The sequence below is a fragment of the Amycolatopsis sp. WAC 04169 genome (genome assembly GCF_003947535.1).
Lineage (GTDB): Bacteria > Actinomycetota > Actinomycetes > Mycobacteriales > Pseudonocardiaceae > Amycolatopsis > Amycolatopsis keratiniphila.
Genome location: NZ_QHJI01000001.1, coordinates 48571 through 65044, shown reverse-complemented (window position 1 = coordinate 65044; position 16474 = coordinate 48571). Strand labels below are relative to the sequence as shown.

Below are 16474 nucleotides of genomic sequence, written 5' to 3'. Positions count from 1 at the left end.
TTCCTGACGAAAAACGTCAGGAACGACCCTTTCATGACATCAAGCGCTACCTGCCCCGGATGAGATCCGCGGCCTTCTCCGCCACCATGATCGTCGGCGCGTTCGTGTTCCCGCGCGGCACCACGGGCATCACCGAAGCGTCCACCACCCGCAGCCCCTCCACCCCGCGCACCTTCAGCGACGGATCGACGACGGCGTTCTCGCCCGTCCCCATCGAGCAGGTCCCCACCGGGTGGTACAGCGTCTGCGTCTTCTCGCGCACGTAGTCGGCCAGTTCGTCGTCGGTCAGGTCGTGCCGCTCCGGCAGGAACGGTTTGTCCAGATACCGCGCCAGCGGGCCGGACTTCCCGATCTCCACCAGTGCGCGCATCCCGGCGAGCATCTTCTCCATGTCCACGGACTCGGCGTAGTAAGCCGGATCGATTTCGGGCTTCCACAAGGGATTCCCCGACTTCAACCGCAGACGGCCCCGGCTCGCGACGTCCACGAGGGTCGCCGCCGACGTGAAGCCCGGCACCGTCGGCTCGCGCATCCCGTTGTCGTAGAACAACGTCGGCGCGACGTGGATCTGCATGTCCGGCGGCGAAACCCCGTCCGCCGCGGGGAAGAACGCGCCCGCCTCGCCGATGTTCGAGGCCAGCGGGCCGCGTTTGGTGAGCTGGTAGCGCACCAGGCCGCCGGGCGTCGCCGCGTCCACCAGGTCGGTGGTGCCGCGCGTCGACCAGATGATCCCGCAGGCCGGATGGTCGTGCAGGTTGTCGCCGACGCCGGGAAGCGCGGCCACGACGTCGATCCCGTGCTCCCGCAGGTGTTCCGCCGGGCCGACGCCGGAGAGCATCAGCAGTTGCGGCGAGTTCACCGCACCACCACTCAGCAGGACTTCGGTCGACGCGCGCACAGTCGTTTCGGCACCTCGGTCCAAATAGGACACGCCGACCGCGCGGGTGCCTTCGAAGACGACGCGGGTGGCTTGCGCGTTGGTCCGCACGGTGAGGTTCGGGCGCGACAGCGCCGGCCGCAGGTACGCGTCGGCCGTCGACCAGCGGCGGCCCTTCTTGCAGGTCACCTGGTAGACGCCGGCGCCCTCCTGTGACTCGCCGTTGAAGTCGTCGGTGCGCTTGAGACCCCAGGCGACCGCGGAATCCACCCAGGCGAGGGAGAGCTCGTGGGTGAAGCGGCGGTCCTCGACGTTCAGCGGCCCATCGGTGCCGTGCAGAGGCCCGCCGAGCCGCTGGTTCCCTTCCGCCCGTTTGAAGTACGGAAGGACGTCGTCGAAACCCCAGCCCTCGGCGCCGTGCCCGTCACGCCAGCCGTCGTAGTCCGCGCGGTTGCCGCGGATGTAGATCATCGCGTTGATCGACGAGCAGCCGCCGAGCGTCTTCCCGCGCGGCCAGTACAGCGACTGGCCGGTGTGCTTCTGCTCGACCGTCTCGTAGTTCCAGTCCCATTTCGTCTTGAACAGACCGGGGAACGCGGCGGGGATGTGGATCTCGTCGGCGTCGTCCTCGCCGCCCGCTTCGAGCAGGAGCACCCGCGCCGACGGATCCTCGCTCAGCCGGTTCGCCAGTACGCATCCCGCGCTGCCCGCGCCGACGATCACGTAGTCGAAGGAGTCCTGATCGGCCACGGTGCCTCCTGCTGCTCGCCCGGTGTTGACGCCCCGCCAATGGGCTCATCTTGGCCCAGCGCCGCGCTCCGAGCATCCCCCAGACGAAGGATCGGTGCGAGCTCAGTCGGAGTCGGGTGAAAAAGAGGTCACGCAAGGGCCGCCCTCGGCGTCGTCCTCGGTCTCGATGCGGCCGGGGTTCCGGACGCCGTCGACCTCGCCCGACAGGTGCAGGATCGTCTGCTTCGCGGTGGTCAGCACGTCGGCGTTGTCGACGGTGTACCTCGCCTCGCCGTGGATGATCTGCTGCACGCCGTCCCGGGTCGTGTCCGGCACCTTCTCGCACAGCACGGACAACGCCGCCGGGATGTCGCGCGCGTTGATCGCGTCGACGAACTTGTTCCCCGCCTCTTCCCCGGTCTTGACGTCCGGACGGGGCGACGGCTTCGTCTCGAGGCTCGGCAGCGGCTCGGGCTCCCCGCCGACCTTGGCGTCGCGCACGCACCAGCCGCCCTCGCCGGGGATCATCGCGATCCCGACGGTCTGGCCGCCGGTGGTCAACGCGGCCGAGTACTCCTGCGGCGCACGCTGATGCGCGGGCGTGCTCAGCTGTGCGCCTTCGGAGACGGCCGCCATCTGCTCGAAGGTGTAGGACCGCTTCGAGCGGATCGGGCACCAGAGCTGACTGACGCGACCCTCGCCCACGCCGTTCACGAACGACTGGCCCAGCTGCTCGGGCGTCGCACGCGAGGTGGTGTCCGGCTTGGCCTTGAAGAACCCCGGCGTGACGAAGCCGGTGAACGCGACACCGCCCGCGATCAGGACGAAGACCAGCGCCAGCGTGATCCAGAGCCCGGTCTTCGACTTCTTCGGCGGCGGCGTGTACCCGTACTGCGGTTGCCCGTAGGTCATGCGGCAACCGTAGTGAAGTAGGCTCGGGCGGTACCCACGACCTGCGTGAATAAGGAGCAGCCTGCCGTGGCCCGAGTCGTCGTCGACGTCATGCCCAAGCCCGAAATCCTCGACCCGCAGGGCCAAGCCGCGCTCGGCGCGGCCGGTCGTCTCGGCTTCACCGGGATCACCGGGATCCGTCAGGGCAAGCACTTCGAGATCGAGGTCGACGACTCCGTCGACGACGCGACGCTCGAAAAGATCGCCGAAGGTTTCCTCGCGAACCCCGTCATCGAGCAGTGGACCATCAAGCGGGTGGACGCGTGAGCGCCCGCATCGGGGTCATCACCTTCCCCGGCACGCTCGACGACGGGGACGCGGCCCGCGCGGTCCGCTACGCCGACGCCGAGGCCGTGCCGCTGTGGCACGCCGACGAGGACCTGAAGGGTGTCGACGCGGTCGTCGTCCCCGGTGGCTTCTCCTACGGCGACTACCTGCGCGCCGGCGTCATCGCCCGGTTCGCGCCGGTGATGTCGTCGGTGATCGAGGCCGCCCACAAAGGCATGCCGGTGCTGGGCATCTGCAACGGCTTCCAGATCCTGTGCGAGGCCGGGCTGCTGCCGGGCGCGATGATCCGCAACGCGGGCCTGCACTTCATCTGCCGCGACCAGTGGCTGCGCGTCGAGAACACCGAGACCGCGTGGACCACCCGGTACGACAAGGGTGCCGAGATCCTCATCCCGATGAAGAACATCGACGGCTGCTTCGTCGCCGAGCAGAACACGCTCGACGAGCTGGAGGGTGAGGGCCGCGTGGTGTTCCGCTACGTCGGCGGCAACCCGAACGGCTCGCGTAACGACATCGCCGGGATCCGCAGCGAGAACGGCCGCGTCGTCGGCCTCATGCCGCACCCGGAGCACGCCATCGACGCCCTCACCGGACCCTCCGACGACGGCCTCGGCATGTTCTACAGCGCCGTGGACGCCCTTTCATTGGTCGCGCGCTGACGTAAACGCGCCGAAGGGGCGCCGTTCCGGACCCGGCTCACGTTGGGTGCGGAGGGCGCCCCTTCATCGCGTTCACGTGGCCCTTCGGCCGGAAAGAGGGCGCGCGACGTGAAGTCTCCGTCGGGCGCGGGGCGCCCTTGGGGAGACGCGTCTCCACCTGACACCCTCCGCATTTCGTCCTCTGAATGCGTTCGCATTCAGAGGACGAAATGCGTCAGGAGGCGGCGGCGACCAGGGCGGCGTAGGGGCCACCGGCCGCCAGTAGATCGGCGTGCGAGCCCAGCTCGGTCACCCGGCCGCCCTCGATGACCGCGACCCGGTCCGCCGCGGCCGCCGTGTGCAGCCGGTGCGCGATCGCGATCACCGTGCGCCCTTCGAGCACCGCGCTCAGCGACCGCTCCAGTTCCCGCGCCGAACCCGTGTCCAGCAGCGACGTCGCCTCGTCCAGCACCAGCGTGTGCGGGTCGGCCAGCACGACCCGCGCCAGCGCCAGCTGCTGCGCCATCGCCGCCGGGACCGCGACCGCCCCGGCCCCGACCTTCGTGTCCAGCCCGTCCGGCAGGCTCGCGACCCACTCCGACGCCCCGACCGAGGCCAGCGCGGCCAGCAGCCGTTCGTCGGTCCAGTCCCCGGCCGGGAGCGTGAGGTTGTCCCGCAAAGTCCCCGCGAACACGTGCTGCTCCTGCGTCAGCAGCAGAACCTCGCCGCGCAGCACGTCGTCCGGCAGCGTCGACACTTCGGCGCCGCCGATCCGCACCGAGCCCGACGTCGGCGCCGACATCCCGGCCAGCAGCCGTCCCAGCGTCGACTTGCCCGCCCCGGACGGCCCGACGATCGCCAGCCGCTCACCGGCGGGCACCCGCAGGTCGATCCCGTGGAGCACTTCGCGGTCCGCGTTGTAGCCGAAGCGCACGTCGCGGACCTCGATGTCCTGGCCGCGCGGGGTCTCCGTGACCGTCTTCGAAGCAGGAGCGGGCCGCACGCCCAGCAGCCGCCGCAGCGAGGCCCCGGCGACCTGTATGTCCGCGAGCCAGAACAGTGCCTCGTTCAGCGGACCGGTCATGACCTGCGAATACAGCAGCATCGCGGTGATCGTGCCGAGCCCTTCCCAGCCGTTCGAGTAGGCGAGCAGGCCGAGCCCGAGCATCACCGGCACCGGCAGCACGTAGCTGATCTCCAGCGACGGGATCCACCGCATCTGCAGCGCCCGGATCTTGCGTTCGCCCAGCATCGACGCGTCGAGACCGTCGTGCCCGGTCCGGATCCGGCGGCCGGTCAGGCTCAGCGCCTCCGCCGTCCGCGCGCCCTCCGCCGTCTCGTGCGTGGTGGACTGCAACTCGGACCACTTGTCGAGCATCCGCCGCATCACATCGGGGATCCGCCGCTGGTACCAGATGTTCACCGGCACCAGCAGCGGCAGCGCGACCAGCAGGCCCAGCGCCAGGAACGGGGACGTGATCACCATCGCCACCACGGTGAACACCACCGTGACCGCGGCGATCAGGATCTCCGGCGCGCCGAAGCGCACCGCGTGGTCGATACGGCTGACGTCGGTGGTCGCCCGGCTGAGCAGGTCACCGGTGCCCGCGGCCTCGACCGTCCCGAGCGGCAGGTTCAGCGCGTTCCCGACGAACTCCTCGCGGTTGTTCGCCAGGATCCGCTCGCCGAACACCCGCGCGCGAAACCGCGCGAGGCCCTTGAACCACGCCTGAGCGCCCAGCACGACCACGAACGCGATCGCCAGCCAGGTGATCGTGGCGGTCGTCGTGCCTTCGACGACCTCGTCCACCAGCGCGCCCAGCAGTCGCGGCCCGGCCAGCCCGATCGCGGTCGCGACGCAGAACAGGCCGAGCATCACGGAGAACTCGCGCTTGTTGGCGCGCGCGGTCTCCTTGATCCATCGTCGAACGTCCTTCTTGTCTGCCAGCGGCAGCTTTTTCATGCCGGTACTTTCGTACTCACGACCACATCGGCCACATGTGTCCACAAAGGACTTTGACTGAACACGACGGTGGTCTTGCCGCGCCGCAGCTTCGCGACGCGTTCGGTTATGCGGGCTTCGGTATGCGCGTCGACGGCCGAGGTCGGCTCGTCGAGCAGCAGGACGTCGGCGTCGGTCGCCAGCGCGCGGGCCAGGTTCAGCCGCTGCCGCTGACCGCCGGAAACCTCACGTCCGCGTTCACCGATCACCTCGTCGACGCCGTTGGGCAGCGCGTCCACGATGTCTTCGGCGTCCGCCGCGTACAGCGCTTCGGTGATCTCGACGTCGCCGGGTTCGGTGGGGCTGACCTGCTCGCGCAGCACACCGGAGAACCAGATGTCCTGGTTGTGCGCGAACACGACCCGTCGCCGCAGCTCGTCGAGCGCGACCCGGTCCACCGGAATGCCGCCGACGAGGGCAGGTTTACTCGGATCGGTGAACCGCGCCATCCGCGACGCCACCGCTTCGGCGTCGGCTCCGACGTCGATGACGGTCAGCTTCCCGGCTTCGACCTTGATCCCGGACGTCTCGTCGTACAGGTCCAGCGGGCCTTCCGGCAGCGGCACCGGATGCTTTGGCTCGGCGAGCGTGCGTTCGGTGGACAGCAGTTTGCACACCTTCCGCGCCGAAACCAGCGCGGCGCTCAGTACGCCGGCGAACTCGGTCGCCGTCGTCACCGGGATCACCAGGAACACCGAGATGCCGTAGAACGTGATCAGCTCGCCGACGCGGATGGTGCCGTTCATCGTCGCCTGCGCGCCCAGCCAGGTGATGGCCACCGTGACCAGTCCCGGCAGCGCGATCTCCGCCGCCGCGAGCCACGCTTCACTGCGTCCGACCTGGACACCGGCAGCGCGGACCTTCTGGCTGGAGCGGCGGAAGCGGTCGAGGAACTGCTTCTCGCCGCCGACACCGCGAAGGATCCGCAGGCCGGAGACGATGTCCGCGGCCAGCGCGTTGACCTCGGTCTTCTCCTCGCGCTGCTTTGTCTGGCGCTTCTCCAGCGGCTTCAGCAGCGGCCCGATGCCCACCACCGCCAGCGGGACACCGATCAGCGCGACCACGCCGAGCAGCGGCGACGTCGTCAGCAGTGCCGTCGCGCACACGATGAACGCGATCAGCGAACCGAACGCCCGCCCGAGCACCTCGAAGGAGTCGCCGATCGGGTTGATGTCGCTGGTGGTGATCGCGACCACGTCACCCGTGGTGGTCGTGTCGCGCAGATTCGCGCCCAGCTTCGCCGCGTGTTCGGTGGCGAGGCGCTGCGTCACCCCGGCGCCGTGGATCCAGCAGCCGTAGGACGCGAAATGCTGCACCGTGCCCGCGAGCGTCTGCGCGATCCCGAGCCCGGCGGCCGCGAGGCCCCACAGCCAGACGGAATCGCCGTCGCCGCGGCCGATCGCGTCGATGCCCCGGCCGATCGCGACCGGCAGCAGGGCGATCGGCAACGACCACAGCGCACCGCTGATCGCCGAGACGGCGAGCAGTCCCGGACGCGCGAGCATCATCCTGACCAGGTACCGCCAGGCCGTCGGCTTGGCGGGCAGTCGCAGTCGCGGAAGCGGATATGTGGCGGAAAGCACGATTGCCGACGTTAAGCCGATCACCGTCGCGGGCGCGACCGATTTATGTGTGGGCGACCGAGAGGTGAACAACCCTCTCCCTTATTCTGGCGGCCGTGGCGAACCCTGATGCGGACACCGTGACCAGCACCGTTGACACCACTCAACACGCCGAGGCGACCCCCGAGCAGACCCAGCCGTACGTCGAGCTCGGCCTCGCCGACGACGAGTACGCCCGGATCCGGGAGATCCTCGGCCGCCGTCCGACCGACGCCGAACTGGCGATGTACTCGGTGATGTGGAGCGAGCACTGCTCGTACAAGTCCTCGAAGAAGCACCTGCGCTACTTCGGTGAGACCGCCACTCCCGAGATGAAGGAAAAGATGCTCGCCGGCATCGGCGAGAACGCGGGCGTCGTCGACATCGGCGAGGGCTGGGCGGTCACCTTCAAGGTCGAGAGCCACAACCACCCGTCCTACGTGGAGCCGTACCAGGGCGCCGCGACCGGCGTCGGCGGCATCGTGCGCGACATCATGGCGATGGGTGCGCGCCCGCTCGCGGTGGCGGACGCGCTGCGCTTCGGCCCGGCGGACGCCCCCGACACCCGCCGCGTGCTGCCCGGCGTGGTCGCCGGCGTCGGCGGCTACGGCAACTGCCTCGGCCTGCCGAACATCGGCGGCGAGCTGGTGTTCGACCAGAGCTACTCCGGGAACCCGCTGGTCAACGCCCTGTGCGTAGGCGCGATGCGTGTCGAGGACCTGCACCTGGCCTTCGCCTCGGGCAAGGGCAACAAGATCATCCTGTTCGGCGCGCGCACCGGCCTCGACGGCATCGGCGGCGTGTCCGTCCTCGCCAGCGACACCTTCTCGGGTGACGAAAGCTCGGGCGGCCGCAAGAAGCTGCCCAGCGTCCAGGTCGGCGACCCCTTCACCGAGAAGGTGCTCATCGAGTGCTGTCTCGAACTGTTCGCCCAGAAGCTCGTCGTCGGCATCCAGGACCTCGGCGGCGCCGGGCTCTCCTGCGCGACGTCGGAGCTGGCGGCCGCCGGTGACGGCGGTATGCACATCTACCTCGACCGCGTTCCGTTGCGCGCCACCGGGATGACCCCGGCGGAGGTGCTCTCCAGCGAGTCGCAGGAGCGTATGTGCGCGGTCGTCTCGCCGGAGAACGTCGAGGCGTTCATGAAGGTCTGCGAGAAGTGGGACGTCATCGCCACCGACATCGGCGAGGTCACCGACGGCGAGCACCTGGTCATCACCTGGAACGACGAGATCGTCGTCGACGTCCCGGCGCACACCGTGGCGCACCAGGGCCCGGTGTACGACCGCCCGATCCAGCGTCCGTCCACACAGGACGCTCTGCAGGCCGACACCTCCGCGAAGCTGCCGCGTCCGTCCACTTCGGACGAACTGCGTGCCGACATCCTCAAGCTCATCTCGTCGCCGAACCAGGCGTCGAAGGAATGGGTGACCTCCCAGTACGACCGCTACGTGCGCGGCAACACCGTTTCCGCGCAGCCGTCGGACTCCGGCGTGATCCGGATCGACGAGTCGACCGGCCGCGGTGTCGCCGTCTCGACCGACTGCAACAGCAAGTTCGTCTACCTCGACCCGTACGAGGGCGCGAAGCTCGCGCTGGCCGAGGCGTACCGCAACGTCGCCACCAGTGGCGCGAAGCCGGTCGCGGTCTCGGACTGCCTGAACTTCGGCGCGCCGACCGACCCGGGCGTGATGTGGCAGTTCGAGCAGGCCGTGCACGGTCTGGCCGACGGCTGTGTCGAACTCGGCATCCCGGTCACCGGCGGCAACGTCAGCTTCTTCAACCAGACCGGTGACGTGGCCATCCTGCCGACCCCGGTGGTCGGCGTGCTCGGCGTGATCGACGACGTCACCCGCCGCATCCCCACCGGGATCGGCGCCGAGGCCGGGGAAACCCTGCTGCTGCTGGGTGAGACCCACGACGAGCTGGACGGCTCCGCCTGGGCGCGCGAGCTGCACGGCCACCTCGGCGGCCGCCCGCCGCGCGTGGACCTGGCGCGCGAGAAGCTGCTCGCCGACATCCTCATCGCCGGTTCGCGCGACGGCATGATCTCGGCCGCGCACGACATCTCGGACGGCGGCCTGATCCAGACGCTCGTCGAGACCGTCCTCATCGGACAGTGCGGTGCCCGCGTCTTCCTCGACTCGGAGCAGGATCCGTTCGTGCAGCTGTTCTCCGAATCCGCGGGCCGGGTGCTGGTCGCCGTGCCGCGTACCGAGGAACTGCGCTTCACCGAGATGCTGACCGCGCGTGGCCTGCCGTGGCGCAAGACCGGCGTGGTGGACCCGGAGTCGGGCTCGCTCGAACTCCAGGGCATCACGGAGTTCACGCTGGACGAGCTTCGGGAGCCGTGGGAGCGCACGCTCCCGGCCCTCTTCGACTGACGCCTCGTGAGTGGTAAGGACGGTTCTAACCGTCCTTACCACTCACGAGCCGGGAAGCGTCGATCCGGACGGGAACTTCGCGCCCTCAAGCGACGGAGGCTCCGCGAAGGTGGCCACGCTGAAGTCGACGGGTTTCCCCACGACGAGATGGTCCAGCGACACCTTGCGTTCGAAGCTCGCCCTCGTGAGGTCGAGCGTCCCGTGGATGGTCACGTCCTTGAGCGAGAACTTCCCGGAAATCTGGGCGTCGGTGAGATCCAGGTAGCTCGCCACCTCGCAGCGATCCGCGCCCAACCAGCCGACCCGCCTGCCGAGCAGGCCCAGTTTGTCGAGCCGCGCGTCGCTGAGGTTGAGCGAAAGCGTCGGCCCGGTGGTGCCGGCATGGGGAAGGATGTCGCGGATCAGCCGCTCGGCCGCGCGCCGGACCAGCCGTTCGCGTTCCGCGGCCGCCTCGGTTTCCTTGTTCCACCTCGTCTTGCTCGGGAACTTCGGATGGTCGAACGGCCGCCGCAGGTAGGCGCACAACACGTCGAGCACCGTCTGCCGGTACTCCGGCCGGGTCCTGGCCAGCCCCGCGAGCGAATGCATCGCGCCGACCCGGACCTGATCGGCCTCGTTGCCCAGCAGTTCGATCGATTTGGCGAACCGCTCGTCGGAGATCCGGCTGCGCTCGATCTCGTGCCGGTCCTCTTCGGTCCGCCGTCGCCGATCGTTGAGCCACAGGCCATAGAGCGCGGCGATCGCCCCGCCCGCCAGCGCGCCGGTCTTGAGCGCGTCGCCGCGGCTCGTCGCGCGATCCGTGAGCAGCCAGGCGGTGACTCCGACGAGCACCACGACCGAGGACAGCAACGTCCACAACAACGGGGACTTGAGCAGGCGTCTCATGAGTCCTTCATCGTGAGCCGGGCGCGGCCGTCCGGAAGGGTTTCGACGGACCAGTCCGCCGGGAGTTCGTGATCCCTCGCCGGGTCCACCGACGTGTTGTACAGCGACACGGAACCCGGTGCCTTGCGGAACTTCAGGTCCCCGAACCCTTCGAACCGCGCACGGCGCAGATCCAGTGCCCCCTCGAATTCGGCGTCGGCGAAGACGGCGTTCTTCATGAAGACACTGTCCTTAAAGGACGTTTCGCCCGCGAAAACCGTGTAGGAGAACTCGGCGTCCTCGCTGAACTGCACCCCGCTGAACCAGGCCCGCTGCTCGAACTTGGCTTCGTTGCACCGGAAGTAGCCGATCCGCTTGCCCGCCTCCGTCCCGGCGCCGGTCAGGTAGACCGGCCCGAGGAACACGCAGCCGGACAGGTTGGTGCTGCTGTACAGGCCGGCATAGCGGAGCAGCAGCTTGCCGACCTTCCGCTCGGACAAGTCGAAGTACTCCAGGACCGCGCCGGTCAGGTCGAGGTCGTAACCGGGCGCGTCCGCGTCATCCGCGGCCGGCAGCAGTTCCCCGATGAGGCGCTGGGCGGTCTGCCGCACCTGGAGTTCCTGCTCCTGCTCAGGTTTGCCGCGTTCGGGAAGCTTGTTCCCCGGGCGTTTCGCCTCACCTTCATAACGCGGGTGGTCGCACGGCCGCCGCAGGTACGAGCACAGGATGTCCAGCACGGTCTGCCGGTAGAGCTCGCGACCCCGGGCCAGCCCCGCCAGCGCGTGCAGGGCCCCCACCCGCACCTGGTCGGCGTCGTGCCCGAGGAGCTCGACGGCCTTCGCGAACCGTTCGTCCGAGATCCGGTCCCGGTCCTGGTCGGCCCGCCGCAGCTCCAGCTCCTGCCGTTGCCGCTCGACCTCCTGCCGCCGTTCCTCCACCCGGCGCCGCCTGTCGTTGAGCCACAACGCGTACAGCGCGACGATGGCGGCGCCGGCGACACCGCCGGTCTTCAGCGCCTCACTGCGGCTGGTCGCCGGATCCGTCAGCAACCAGCCGCCGACCGCGAGCAACAGGACGAACGAGAGGACGAACGTCCACAGCAACGGGGAGCGGAGGAACCGCCTCATCGGGCCTTGGAGACCAGAAGCGAGGAGACGCACCAGGCGCCGGACTGGCTCTGCGCGAACATCGTGCCCTTGGCGTCCTCGCCTTCGACCGTGCCGGTGATCTCGGCCATGACGAGGTTGGTGGTTCCCTGCGTCCGCTTGACCTCCGCCGTGGAGCCCGGCGGAAGGAAGACGTCGAGCACGGAGCCCATGCTCGACCGCCGGTTTTCACAGGCCAGGGCGATCGCCCCTTGCCGGTCGCCCGACGAGATCTTGGCGAGGAAGTCCTGGATGACCTTGACGCCCTGAGGGTCGCCGGAGCTGCTGCCACCGCTTTCGGTGCTCCGCGGCGTCCTGGTCGTGCTCGACTTCGGGCTGCTGCTCTGCGGCGCGGAGGTCGGCGCGGGCTCGGACGACGGGGGCGGCGCGGCCGCGGGCTCGTCCTTGCTCAGCAGGAAGCCCGGCGCGACGAACCCGGTGACACCGAACGCCACCAGCACGACCACGCCGATCACGATCCCGATGATCAGTCCGGTCTTGCTCTTCGGCGGCGGCGCGGGCGGGCCACCGAAGCCCTGCTGGTAACCCTGCTGATTCGGGTCCCAGCCCTGCTGCGGCTGCTGGTACTGCTGGGTCTGATCCCAGCCCTGCTGGTACTGCTGCGTCTGGTCCCAGCCCTGCTGCTGGCCGTACTGCTGCGGCTGACCGTACTGCTGGTTCGGGTCCCAGCCACCCTGCTGCGGCTGCTGTCCCTGGGGGTCCTGGCCATAGGGCTGGCCTGGCTGGGGTGGGTAGGTCATCGGACTCGCCTTCCGTGCTGGGGCTTGAGGCTGAGATCAGACGACCGGCGGTCAGCGCTGGTTCCGGATCCGCCCGTGCCAGGGATTTTCAAGGGGAAGGTACCCCGCGTGCCAAAACGGCTCCCGGCCGAGGCCGGGAGCCGTTTCTTCACGGAATGCGCAGCTCAGCCGTTGGCCAGTGCCTGCAAGCGGTCGTAAGCGCCGTTGAAGGTGTTCTGGTCGAGCGGGCTGGAGGTGTACTGCCACACGGTGTAGTAGCCCCAGCCGTAGGGCAGCGCGCCGACGGTGGAGGCGTATCGCGCGATCCACAGCGGGACCGTGCCACCGAAGTTCTGCGTCGAGCCGACGCAGGTGCTCCACCAGCTCGTCGAGGTGTAGATGACGGGCCAGCGGCCGGTGCGCGCCTTGTACCGGTCGTGGAACGCCCGGATCCACGACCCCATGGCGGACTGGCTCAGGCCGTAGCAGGTCGCGCCGTACGGGTTGTACTCCATGTCCAGCGCGCCCGGCAGCGTCTTGCCGTCACCGGACCACCCGCCGCCGTTGTTGACGAAGAAGTCGGCCTGCGCCGCGCCGCTCGAGACGTTCGGCAGGGCGAAGTGGTACGCGCCGCGGATGAAGCCCTTGTTGTAGGAACCGTTGTACTGCTGGGCGAAGTACGGGTTTTTGTAGCTGGTGCCTTCGGTGGCTTTGGTCCACACGAAGCGCTTGCCCTGGTTCCACCAGTAGTTCCAGTCGACGTTGCCCTGGTAGCTGGCCACGTCCATCCCCGCGACCGTCGCGAGCACGCCGACCTCGGGCTGCGGCTGGGCGGCCTTGGCCTTGGAGTCGGGGGTGGAGTTGTCGCCTTCCACGCGCCGGATCTGCGATCCGATCGTGTGGTCGTTCCGCTGGAGATCCTGTTCGATCGACATGATCTCGGGGGACGGGGCGGCCGACGCCTGGACCGTGCTGCCGAGCAGGAGCAGCGCGGAGCCGACGGCGATGGCGATTCTTCGGGAAGTGCGCATTACGACAATCCCTTCACGGATAACCCTCGCTGAGGACGGCGACCTTGCAGGTGGTAGCCGTCCGGGCACGATTGTTGACGACGGGTGCCGGGTTTGTCACTAACTTCCGTGAAATTGGTACTACGCGTGGGTGATTTTCATTTCCAAGTAGGGCAAGTTATGTGATCTTGTAACGCCCACTCGGGTGGGTGTTCAGCCGAGCGACAGCGCACGCACGCGATCGATCGTGCCGTTGAACCAGTTCTGGTCGCCGGGGAGACTGCCCTTGTTCGAGAACTGCCAGATTGTGTGGGTCTTCCAGCTCGCGGGCAGCTCGCCGATCTCCGTGTTGTACCGCGCGATCCACAGCGGGTTCTGCCAGAACACGTTGCTGTTGCCGGTGCAGCGCTTCCACCAGCTCGTCGACGTGTAGATCGCCGGATGCCGCCCGGTCCGCCACAGATACGTCTCGGCGAACGACGCCATCCACGCGACCATCTGCGCCGGCGTCTTGCCGTAACAGGTTTCGCCGTACGGGTTGTACTCGACGTCGAGCGCGCCCGGCAGCGTCTTGCCGTCGCCGGACCAGCCGCCGCCGTGGTCGACGAAGTAGTGCGCCTGCGCCGCGCCGTCCGAGATGTCGGGGCGCGCGAAATGGTAGGCGCCGCGGATCAGGCCGACGCCGTAGGAACCGTTGTACTGCTGGGGAAACCGGGGATTGACGAAGCCGGTGCCCTCGGTCGCCTTCACGTAGACGAACTTCGCGCCGGTCCTGGCGGCGCCGGGCCAGTCGACGTCGCCCTGATGACCGCTGACGTCGTGGCCGAGCGTCTGCGCTTCGCCGCCGTACAGCGGCCCCACCGACACGTTGACGCCTTCGTGCAGCGCGATCTGGGAACCGGCGTAGTGCTCCTCGGCCCCGTCGTACCTGGGCCCGCTTTCCCGTGCGACGGCGGGGGTCTGCGCGAGCAGCAAAACCCCCGCCGCGAGGACGGCCCCCCAGCCTTTCGAACACACTCTGCGACTCATCACGTCGCCACGATCCCCCGGACAAAGGGAATCAGCGACTCGAACATCACCCGAAAGAGTTGCTTTCGGGCCGAAAAAATTGGGCCGAGTGGGTTAATCGGGCCCTAACGGCGCTCGTCTGAAAGGGCTTTGTCGAGGTGCTCCGAGGGGACGATCGCGGTGAGCCGGTCGTGCGGGTTGATCGTCACGGGGTGCCCGGCGAGCAGCGGGACCATGTCCCGGCCCAGCACCGCGCGGGCGTGCGGCCATTCGCGCGGGACCAGCGATTTGGCCGTGTACGCGGGCACGAGCACCTTGCCGTCGGTGTTGTGGAAGCCGATCACCGTCCGCTGCACCGGGGAAAGGGCGTAGACGAACAGCGTCGAGTCGAGGATGACGCGCGGCAGGTCGGCGGCCGGGCGGTGGTTCGTGCGCACCAGCTGGAGGAGCTGTTCGAGCTCGTTGCGCGGCTCCGGGAAGCCGAGCGCCTTGGGCGAGGGACGGTAGCGGTCGTTGGGGTGGAAGTCCTCGACGATCTCGCCGCCGCCGTTCACCGGGTACGCGCCGACGACCGCCCAGGACGGCACCGGGCCATCGGGATCGAAGGCTTCGTCGATGACGTACAGCCAGCTGTTCGGGTTGGCCTTGGCGTTGGCGCGCATCTCTTCGGTGATCTTCGGTTTCTTCTTGGCCGCCGGGCTCGACGCCAACCGATCCGCCTCGTCCCGCTGCGCCATCGCCATCCCCACGTTCCGGGTGCCTGAAGGTTTGTTCGCGCTCACTCTACTGTTCTCCCATGGCCTCTTCGCGTACGGTCGACCCCGCTGAGTTACGAGCCGCGATCGCGGCGATTTCCCCCTGGTTGAGCGGATCCGGTCCGGATCCGGCCCGTCCCGAGCTGGCCGCGGCGGTGCGGCTGAGCCTGCGGACGCTGGCCGGGGACGCCCCGGGGAAGAGTGTCGAAGTGCGGGTGCCGCCGTTCGCGGCTGTGCAGTGTGTCGAAGGATTGAGCCATACCCGCGGGACTCCGCCGAACGTCGTCGAAACGGATCCGCGTACCTGGCTGGAACTGGCGACCGGGCTGCTCGGGTGGGCCGAAGCCGTCGAATCGGGACGGGTCACCGCCTCCGGGAGCAGGGCCGATCTGGCCCGCTGGCTGCCCTTGGTCCGCCTCTAGACCCCGCCCTGGCGTGCAATGAAAGGTCCTTTCCTTGCAAAATTTGCAAGGAAAGGACCTTTCATTGCAGCCGGAAGGCGGTCTTAAGCCTTACGGCCGATGCCGCCCGAGATCGTCCGCTGAGCCGCGTTCAGCTCCTTGATCCGCGGGCCGTCCGGCCACCAGTCGACGCACAGCTTGACGCCGGGCTCGACCATCTCGAGGTCGTGGAACAGCTCCTCGATCTGGGCTTTCGTGCGGAAGGTGCCCGAGCCCATCGGGCTGTGGATGAAGAAGTCCTCCATCTTGCGGGCGGTCTCGGACAGCTCGTCCTCCGGGTCGGAGAAGTGCGAAATCGCCACGTAGGAGCCCGACGGCAGCGCGTCGATGTACTTCTTCATGATCTTGGCGGGCTGGTCGGCGGGCCCGTTGTAGTGGTGCAGCGTCCCGAGCTGCAGCAACGCGATCGGCCGCGTGAAGTCGAGGTGCCGGAGGATGTCCGGGTTCTGCAGGATCCGCTCCGGCTCGAAGATGTCGTCCGAGACGAAGTGCGTGTTCTCGTTCTCCTCGAGCAGCGCGCGCCCGTGCGCGAGCACGACCGGGTCGTTGTCGACGTAGACGACCTTGATCTCCGGGTTGATCCGCTGCACGACCTGGTGCGTGTTCTCGGCGGTCGGCAGGCCGGATCCGAGGTCCAGGAACTGCGTGATGCCCGTCTGGCTGGCGAGGAACCGGCAGGCCCGGATCAGGAAGCCGCGGTTCTCGGTCGCCAGGTCCTGCGCCTCGGGGGCGGCCTGCTGGACCTTGCGCAGCACCTCCCGGTCGATCTCGTAGTTGTCCTTGCCGAGCAGGAAGGCGTCGTACACCCGGGCGATGCTGGCCCGGGTCGGGTCGACACCCACAGGCACTCGTTCCGTCCGGGGCGGGGCGTCGGGCATCTTGAACCTCACAAAACTGTGTCGGAAGTCTCGGGCTCTACGTAGAGTAGAACCACGTACGCGACCGGTAAACCGAGCCATCCCTGTCGTGTCGAGGCCCAAACGTGTACTTTCAGTAATCGGCTTGTTCTCCTGTGAGTGTC

15 protein-coding genes are annotated in these 16474 nt (G+C 68.5%); 4 read left to right on the top strand and 11 right to left on the bottom strand.

Annotated features, from left to right (window positions below):
* Nucleotides 1-46: 46 nt before the first annotated feature.
* A complete protein-coding gene (locus DMC61_RS00330; protein WP_125685910.1) occupies nt 47-1627 on the bottom strand; it encodes a GMC family oxidoreductase in 1581 nt (526 codons plus the stop codon).
* A 102-nt stretch (nt 1628-1729) separates the two neighbouring features.
* Nucleotides 1730-2518: a hypothetical protein gene (locus DMC61_RS00325; protein WP_125685908.1), complete on the bottom strand. Its 789-nt coding sequence runs from the start codon at nt 2516-2518 to the stop codon at nt 1730-1732.
* A gap of 66 nt (nt 2519-2584) precedes the next feature.
* On the opposite strand from DMC61_RS00325, the gene purS reads away from it, so the two are divergent.
* Together purS and purQ are read left to right on the top strand one after the other, a co-directional pair.
* Nucleotides 2585-2824, top strand: coding sequence for a phosphoribosylformylglycinamidine synthase subunit PurS (gene purS, locus DMC61_RS00320; RefSeq protein ID WP_005152565.1), 240 nt, complete (start codon nt 2585-2587; stop codon nt 2822-2824).
* Nucleotides 2821-3504, top strand: a complete 684-nt coding sequence (gene purQ / locus DMC61_RS00315; RefSeq protein WP_125685906.1) for a phosphoribosylformylglycinamidine synthase subunit PurQ — start codon at nt 2821-2823, stop codon at nt 3502-3504. Before purS ends, purQ begins: the two co-directional genes overlap by 4 nt.
* A gap of 214 nt (nt 3505-3718) precedes the next feature.
* Here the strand turns inward: purQ and DMC61_RS00310 are convergent, their stop codons facing one another.
* Together DMC61_RS00310 and DMC61_RS00305 are read right to left on the bottom strand one after the other, a co-directional pair.
* Nucleotides 3719-5446, bottom strand: a complete 1728-nt coding sequence (locus DMC61_RS00310; protein ID WP_125685904.1) for an ABC transporter ATP-binding protein — start codon at nt 5444-5446, stop codon at nt 3719-3721.
* Nucleotides 5443-7068 (bottom strand): ABC transporter ATP-binding protein, encoded by a 1626-nt coding sequence (locus DMC61_RS00305; RefSeq protein ID WP_125685902.1) that lies wholly within the window; start codon nt 7066-7068, stop codon nt 5443-5445. The genes DMC61_RS00310 and DMC61_RS00305 overlap by 4 nt, the downstream gene beginning before the upstream one ends.
* Nucleotides 7069-7187: 119 nt before the next feature.
* Between DMC61_RS00305 and purL the strand changes: the two genes are divergently transcribed.
* Nucleotides 7188-9470 carry a phosphoribosylformylglycinamidine synthase subunit PurL gene (gene purL, locus DMC61_RS00300; RefSeq protein WP_016338040.1) on the top strand — a complete coding sequence of 761 codons (2283 nt, stop codon included), beginning with the start codon at nt 7188-7190 and terminating at the stop codon, nt 9468-9470.
* A 42-nt stretch (nt 9471-9512) separates the two neighbouring features.
* Here purL and DMC61_RS00295 read toward each other — a convergent pair whose 3' ends face one another.
* The 6 genes from DMC61_RS00295 to DMC61_RS00270 form a co-directional block, all read right to left on the bottom strand.
* A complete protein-coding gene (locus DMC61_RS00295) occupies nt 9513-10355 on the bottom strand; it encodes a hypothetical protein (protein ID WP_125685900.1) in 843 nt (280 codons plus the stop codon).
* Nucleotides 10352-11461 (bottom strand): pentapeptide repeat-containing protein, encoded by a 1110-nt coding sequence (locus DMC61_RS00290; RefSeq protein ID WP_125685898.1) that lies wholly within the window; start codon nt 11459-11461, stop codon nt 10352-10354. Before DMC61_RS00290 ends, DMC61_RS00295 begins: the two co-directional genes overlap by 4 nt.
* The gene (locus DMC61_RS00285; RefSeq protein WP_125685896.1) at nt 11458-12240 is read right to left on the bottom strand and encodes a Twin-arginine translocation protein TatA; all 783 of its coding nucleotides are present in this window, start codon (nt 12238-12240) and stop codon (nt 11458-11460) included. Before DMC61_RS00285 ends, DMC61_RS00290 begins: the two co-directional genes overlap by 4 nt.
* Nucleotides 12241-12404: 164 nt before the next feature.
* Entirely contained in the window at nt 12405-13250 is an 846-nt protein-coding gene (locus DMC61_RS00280) for a lysozyme (RefSeq protein ID WP_125685893.1), read from the bottom strand.
* 192 nt (nt 13251-13442) lie between these two features.
* Nucleotides 13443-14258, bottom strand: a complete 816-nt coding sequence (locus tag DMC61_RS00275) for a lysozyme (protein WP_043848456.1) — start codon at nt 14256-14258, stop codon at nt 13443-13445.
* Nucleotides 14259-14362: 104 nt separating this feature from the next.
* Nucleotides 14363-14980, bottom strand: a complete 618-nt coding sequence (locus DMC61_RS00270) for a type VII secretion system-associated protein (RefSeq protein WP_125687042.1) — start codon at nt 14978-14980, stop codon at nt 14363-14365.
* Nucleotides 14981-15033: 53 nt separating this feature from the next.
* Here DMC61_RS00270 and DMC61_RS00265 point away from each other — a divergent pair, with 53 nt between their 5' ends.
* The gene (locus DMC61_RS00265) at nt 15034-15414 is read left to right on the top strand and encodes a sterol carrier family protein (RefSeq protein ID WP_043848455.1); all 381 of its coding nucleotides are present in this window, start codon (nt 15034-15036) and stop codon (nt 15412-15414) included.
* An 83-nt stretch (nt 15415-15497) separates the two neighbouring features.
* Here the strand turns inward: DMC61_RS00265 and DMC61_RS00260 are convergent, their stop codons facing one another.
* Nucleotides 15498-16295 carry an SAM-dependent methyltransferase gene (locus DMC61_RS00260; protein ID WP_199749861.1) on the bottom strand — a complete coding sequence of 266 codons (798 nt, stop codon included), beginning with the start codon at nt 16293-16295 and terminating at the stop codon, nt 15498-15500.
* Nucleotides 16296-16474 lie beyond the last annotated feature (179 nt).

Bases quoted from the DNA above. Each gene is read 5' to 3' on its own strand.
- DMC61_RS00295 (WP_125685900.1), bottom strand. From the start codon at position 10,355: ATGAGACGCCTGCTCAAGTCCCCGTTGTTGTGGACGTTGCTGTCCTCG.
- DMC61_RS00285 (WP_125685896.1), bottom strand. From the start codon at position 12,240: ATGACCTACCCACCCCAGCCAGGCCAGCCCTATGGCCAGGACCCCCAG.
- DMC61_RS00265 (WP_043848455.1), top strand. From the start codon at position 15,034: ATGGCCTCTTCGCGTACGGTCGACCCCGCTGAGTTACGAGCCGCGATC.
- DMC61_RS00275 (WP_043848456.1), bottom strand. From the start codon at position 14,258: ATGAGTCGCAGAGTGTGTTCGAAAGGCTGGGGGGCCGTCCTCGCGGCG.
- DMC61_RS00290 (WP_125685898.1), bottom strand. From the start codon at position 11,461: ATGAGGCGGTTCCTCCGCTCCCCGTTGCTGTGGACGTTCGTCCTCTCG.
- DMC61_RS00270 (WP_125687042.1), bottom strand. From the start codon at position 14,980: ATGGCGATGGCGCAGCGGGACGAGGCGGATCGGTTGGCGTCGAGCCCG.
- DMC61_RS00325 (WP_125685908.1), bottom strand. From the start codon at position 2,518: ATGACCTACGGGCAACCGCAGTACGGGTACACGCCGCCGCCGAAGAAG.
- DMC61_RS00310 (WP_125685904.1), bottom strand. From the start codon at position 5,446: ATGAAAAAGCTGCCGCTGGCAGACAAGAAGGACGTTCGACGATGGATC.
- DMC61_RS00280 (WP_125685893.1), bottom strand. From the start codon at position 13,250: ATGCGCACTTCCCGAAGAATCGCCATCGCCGTCGGCTCCGCGCTGCTC.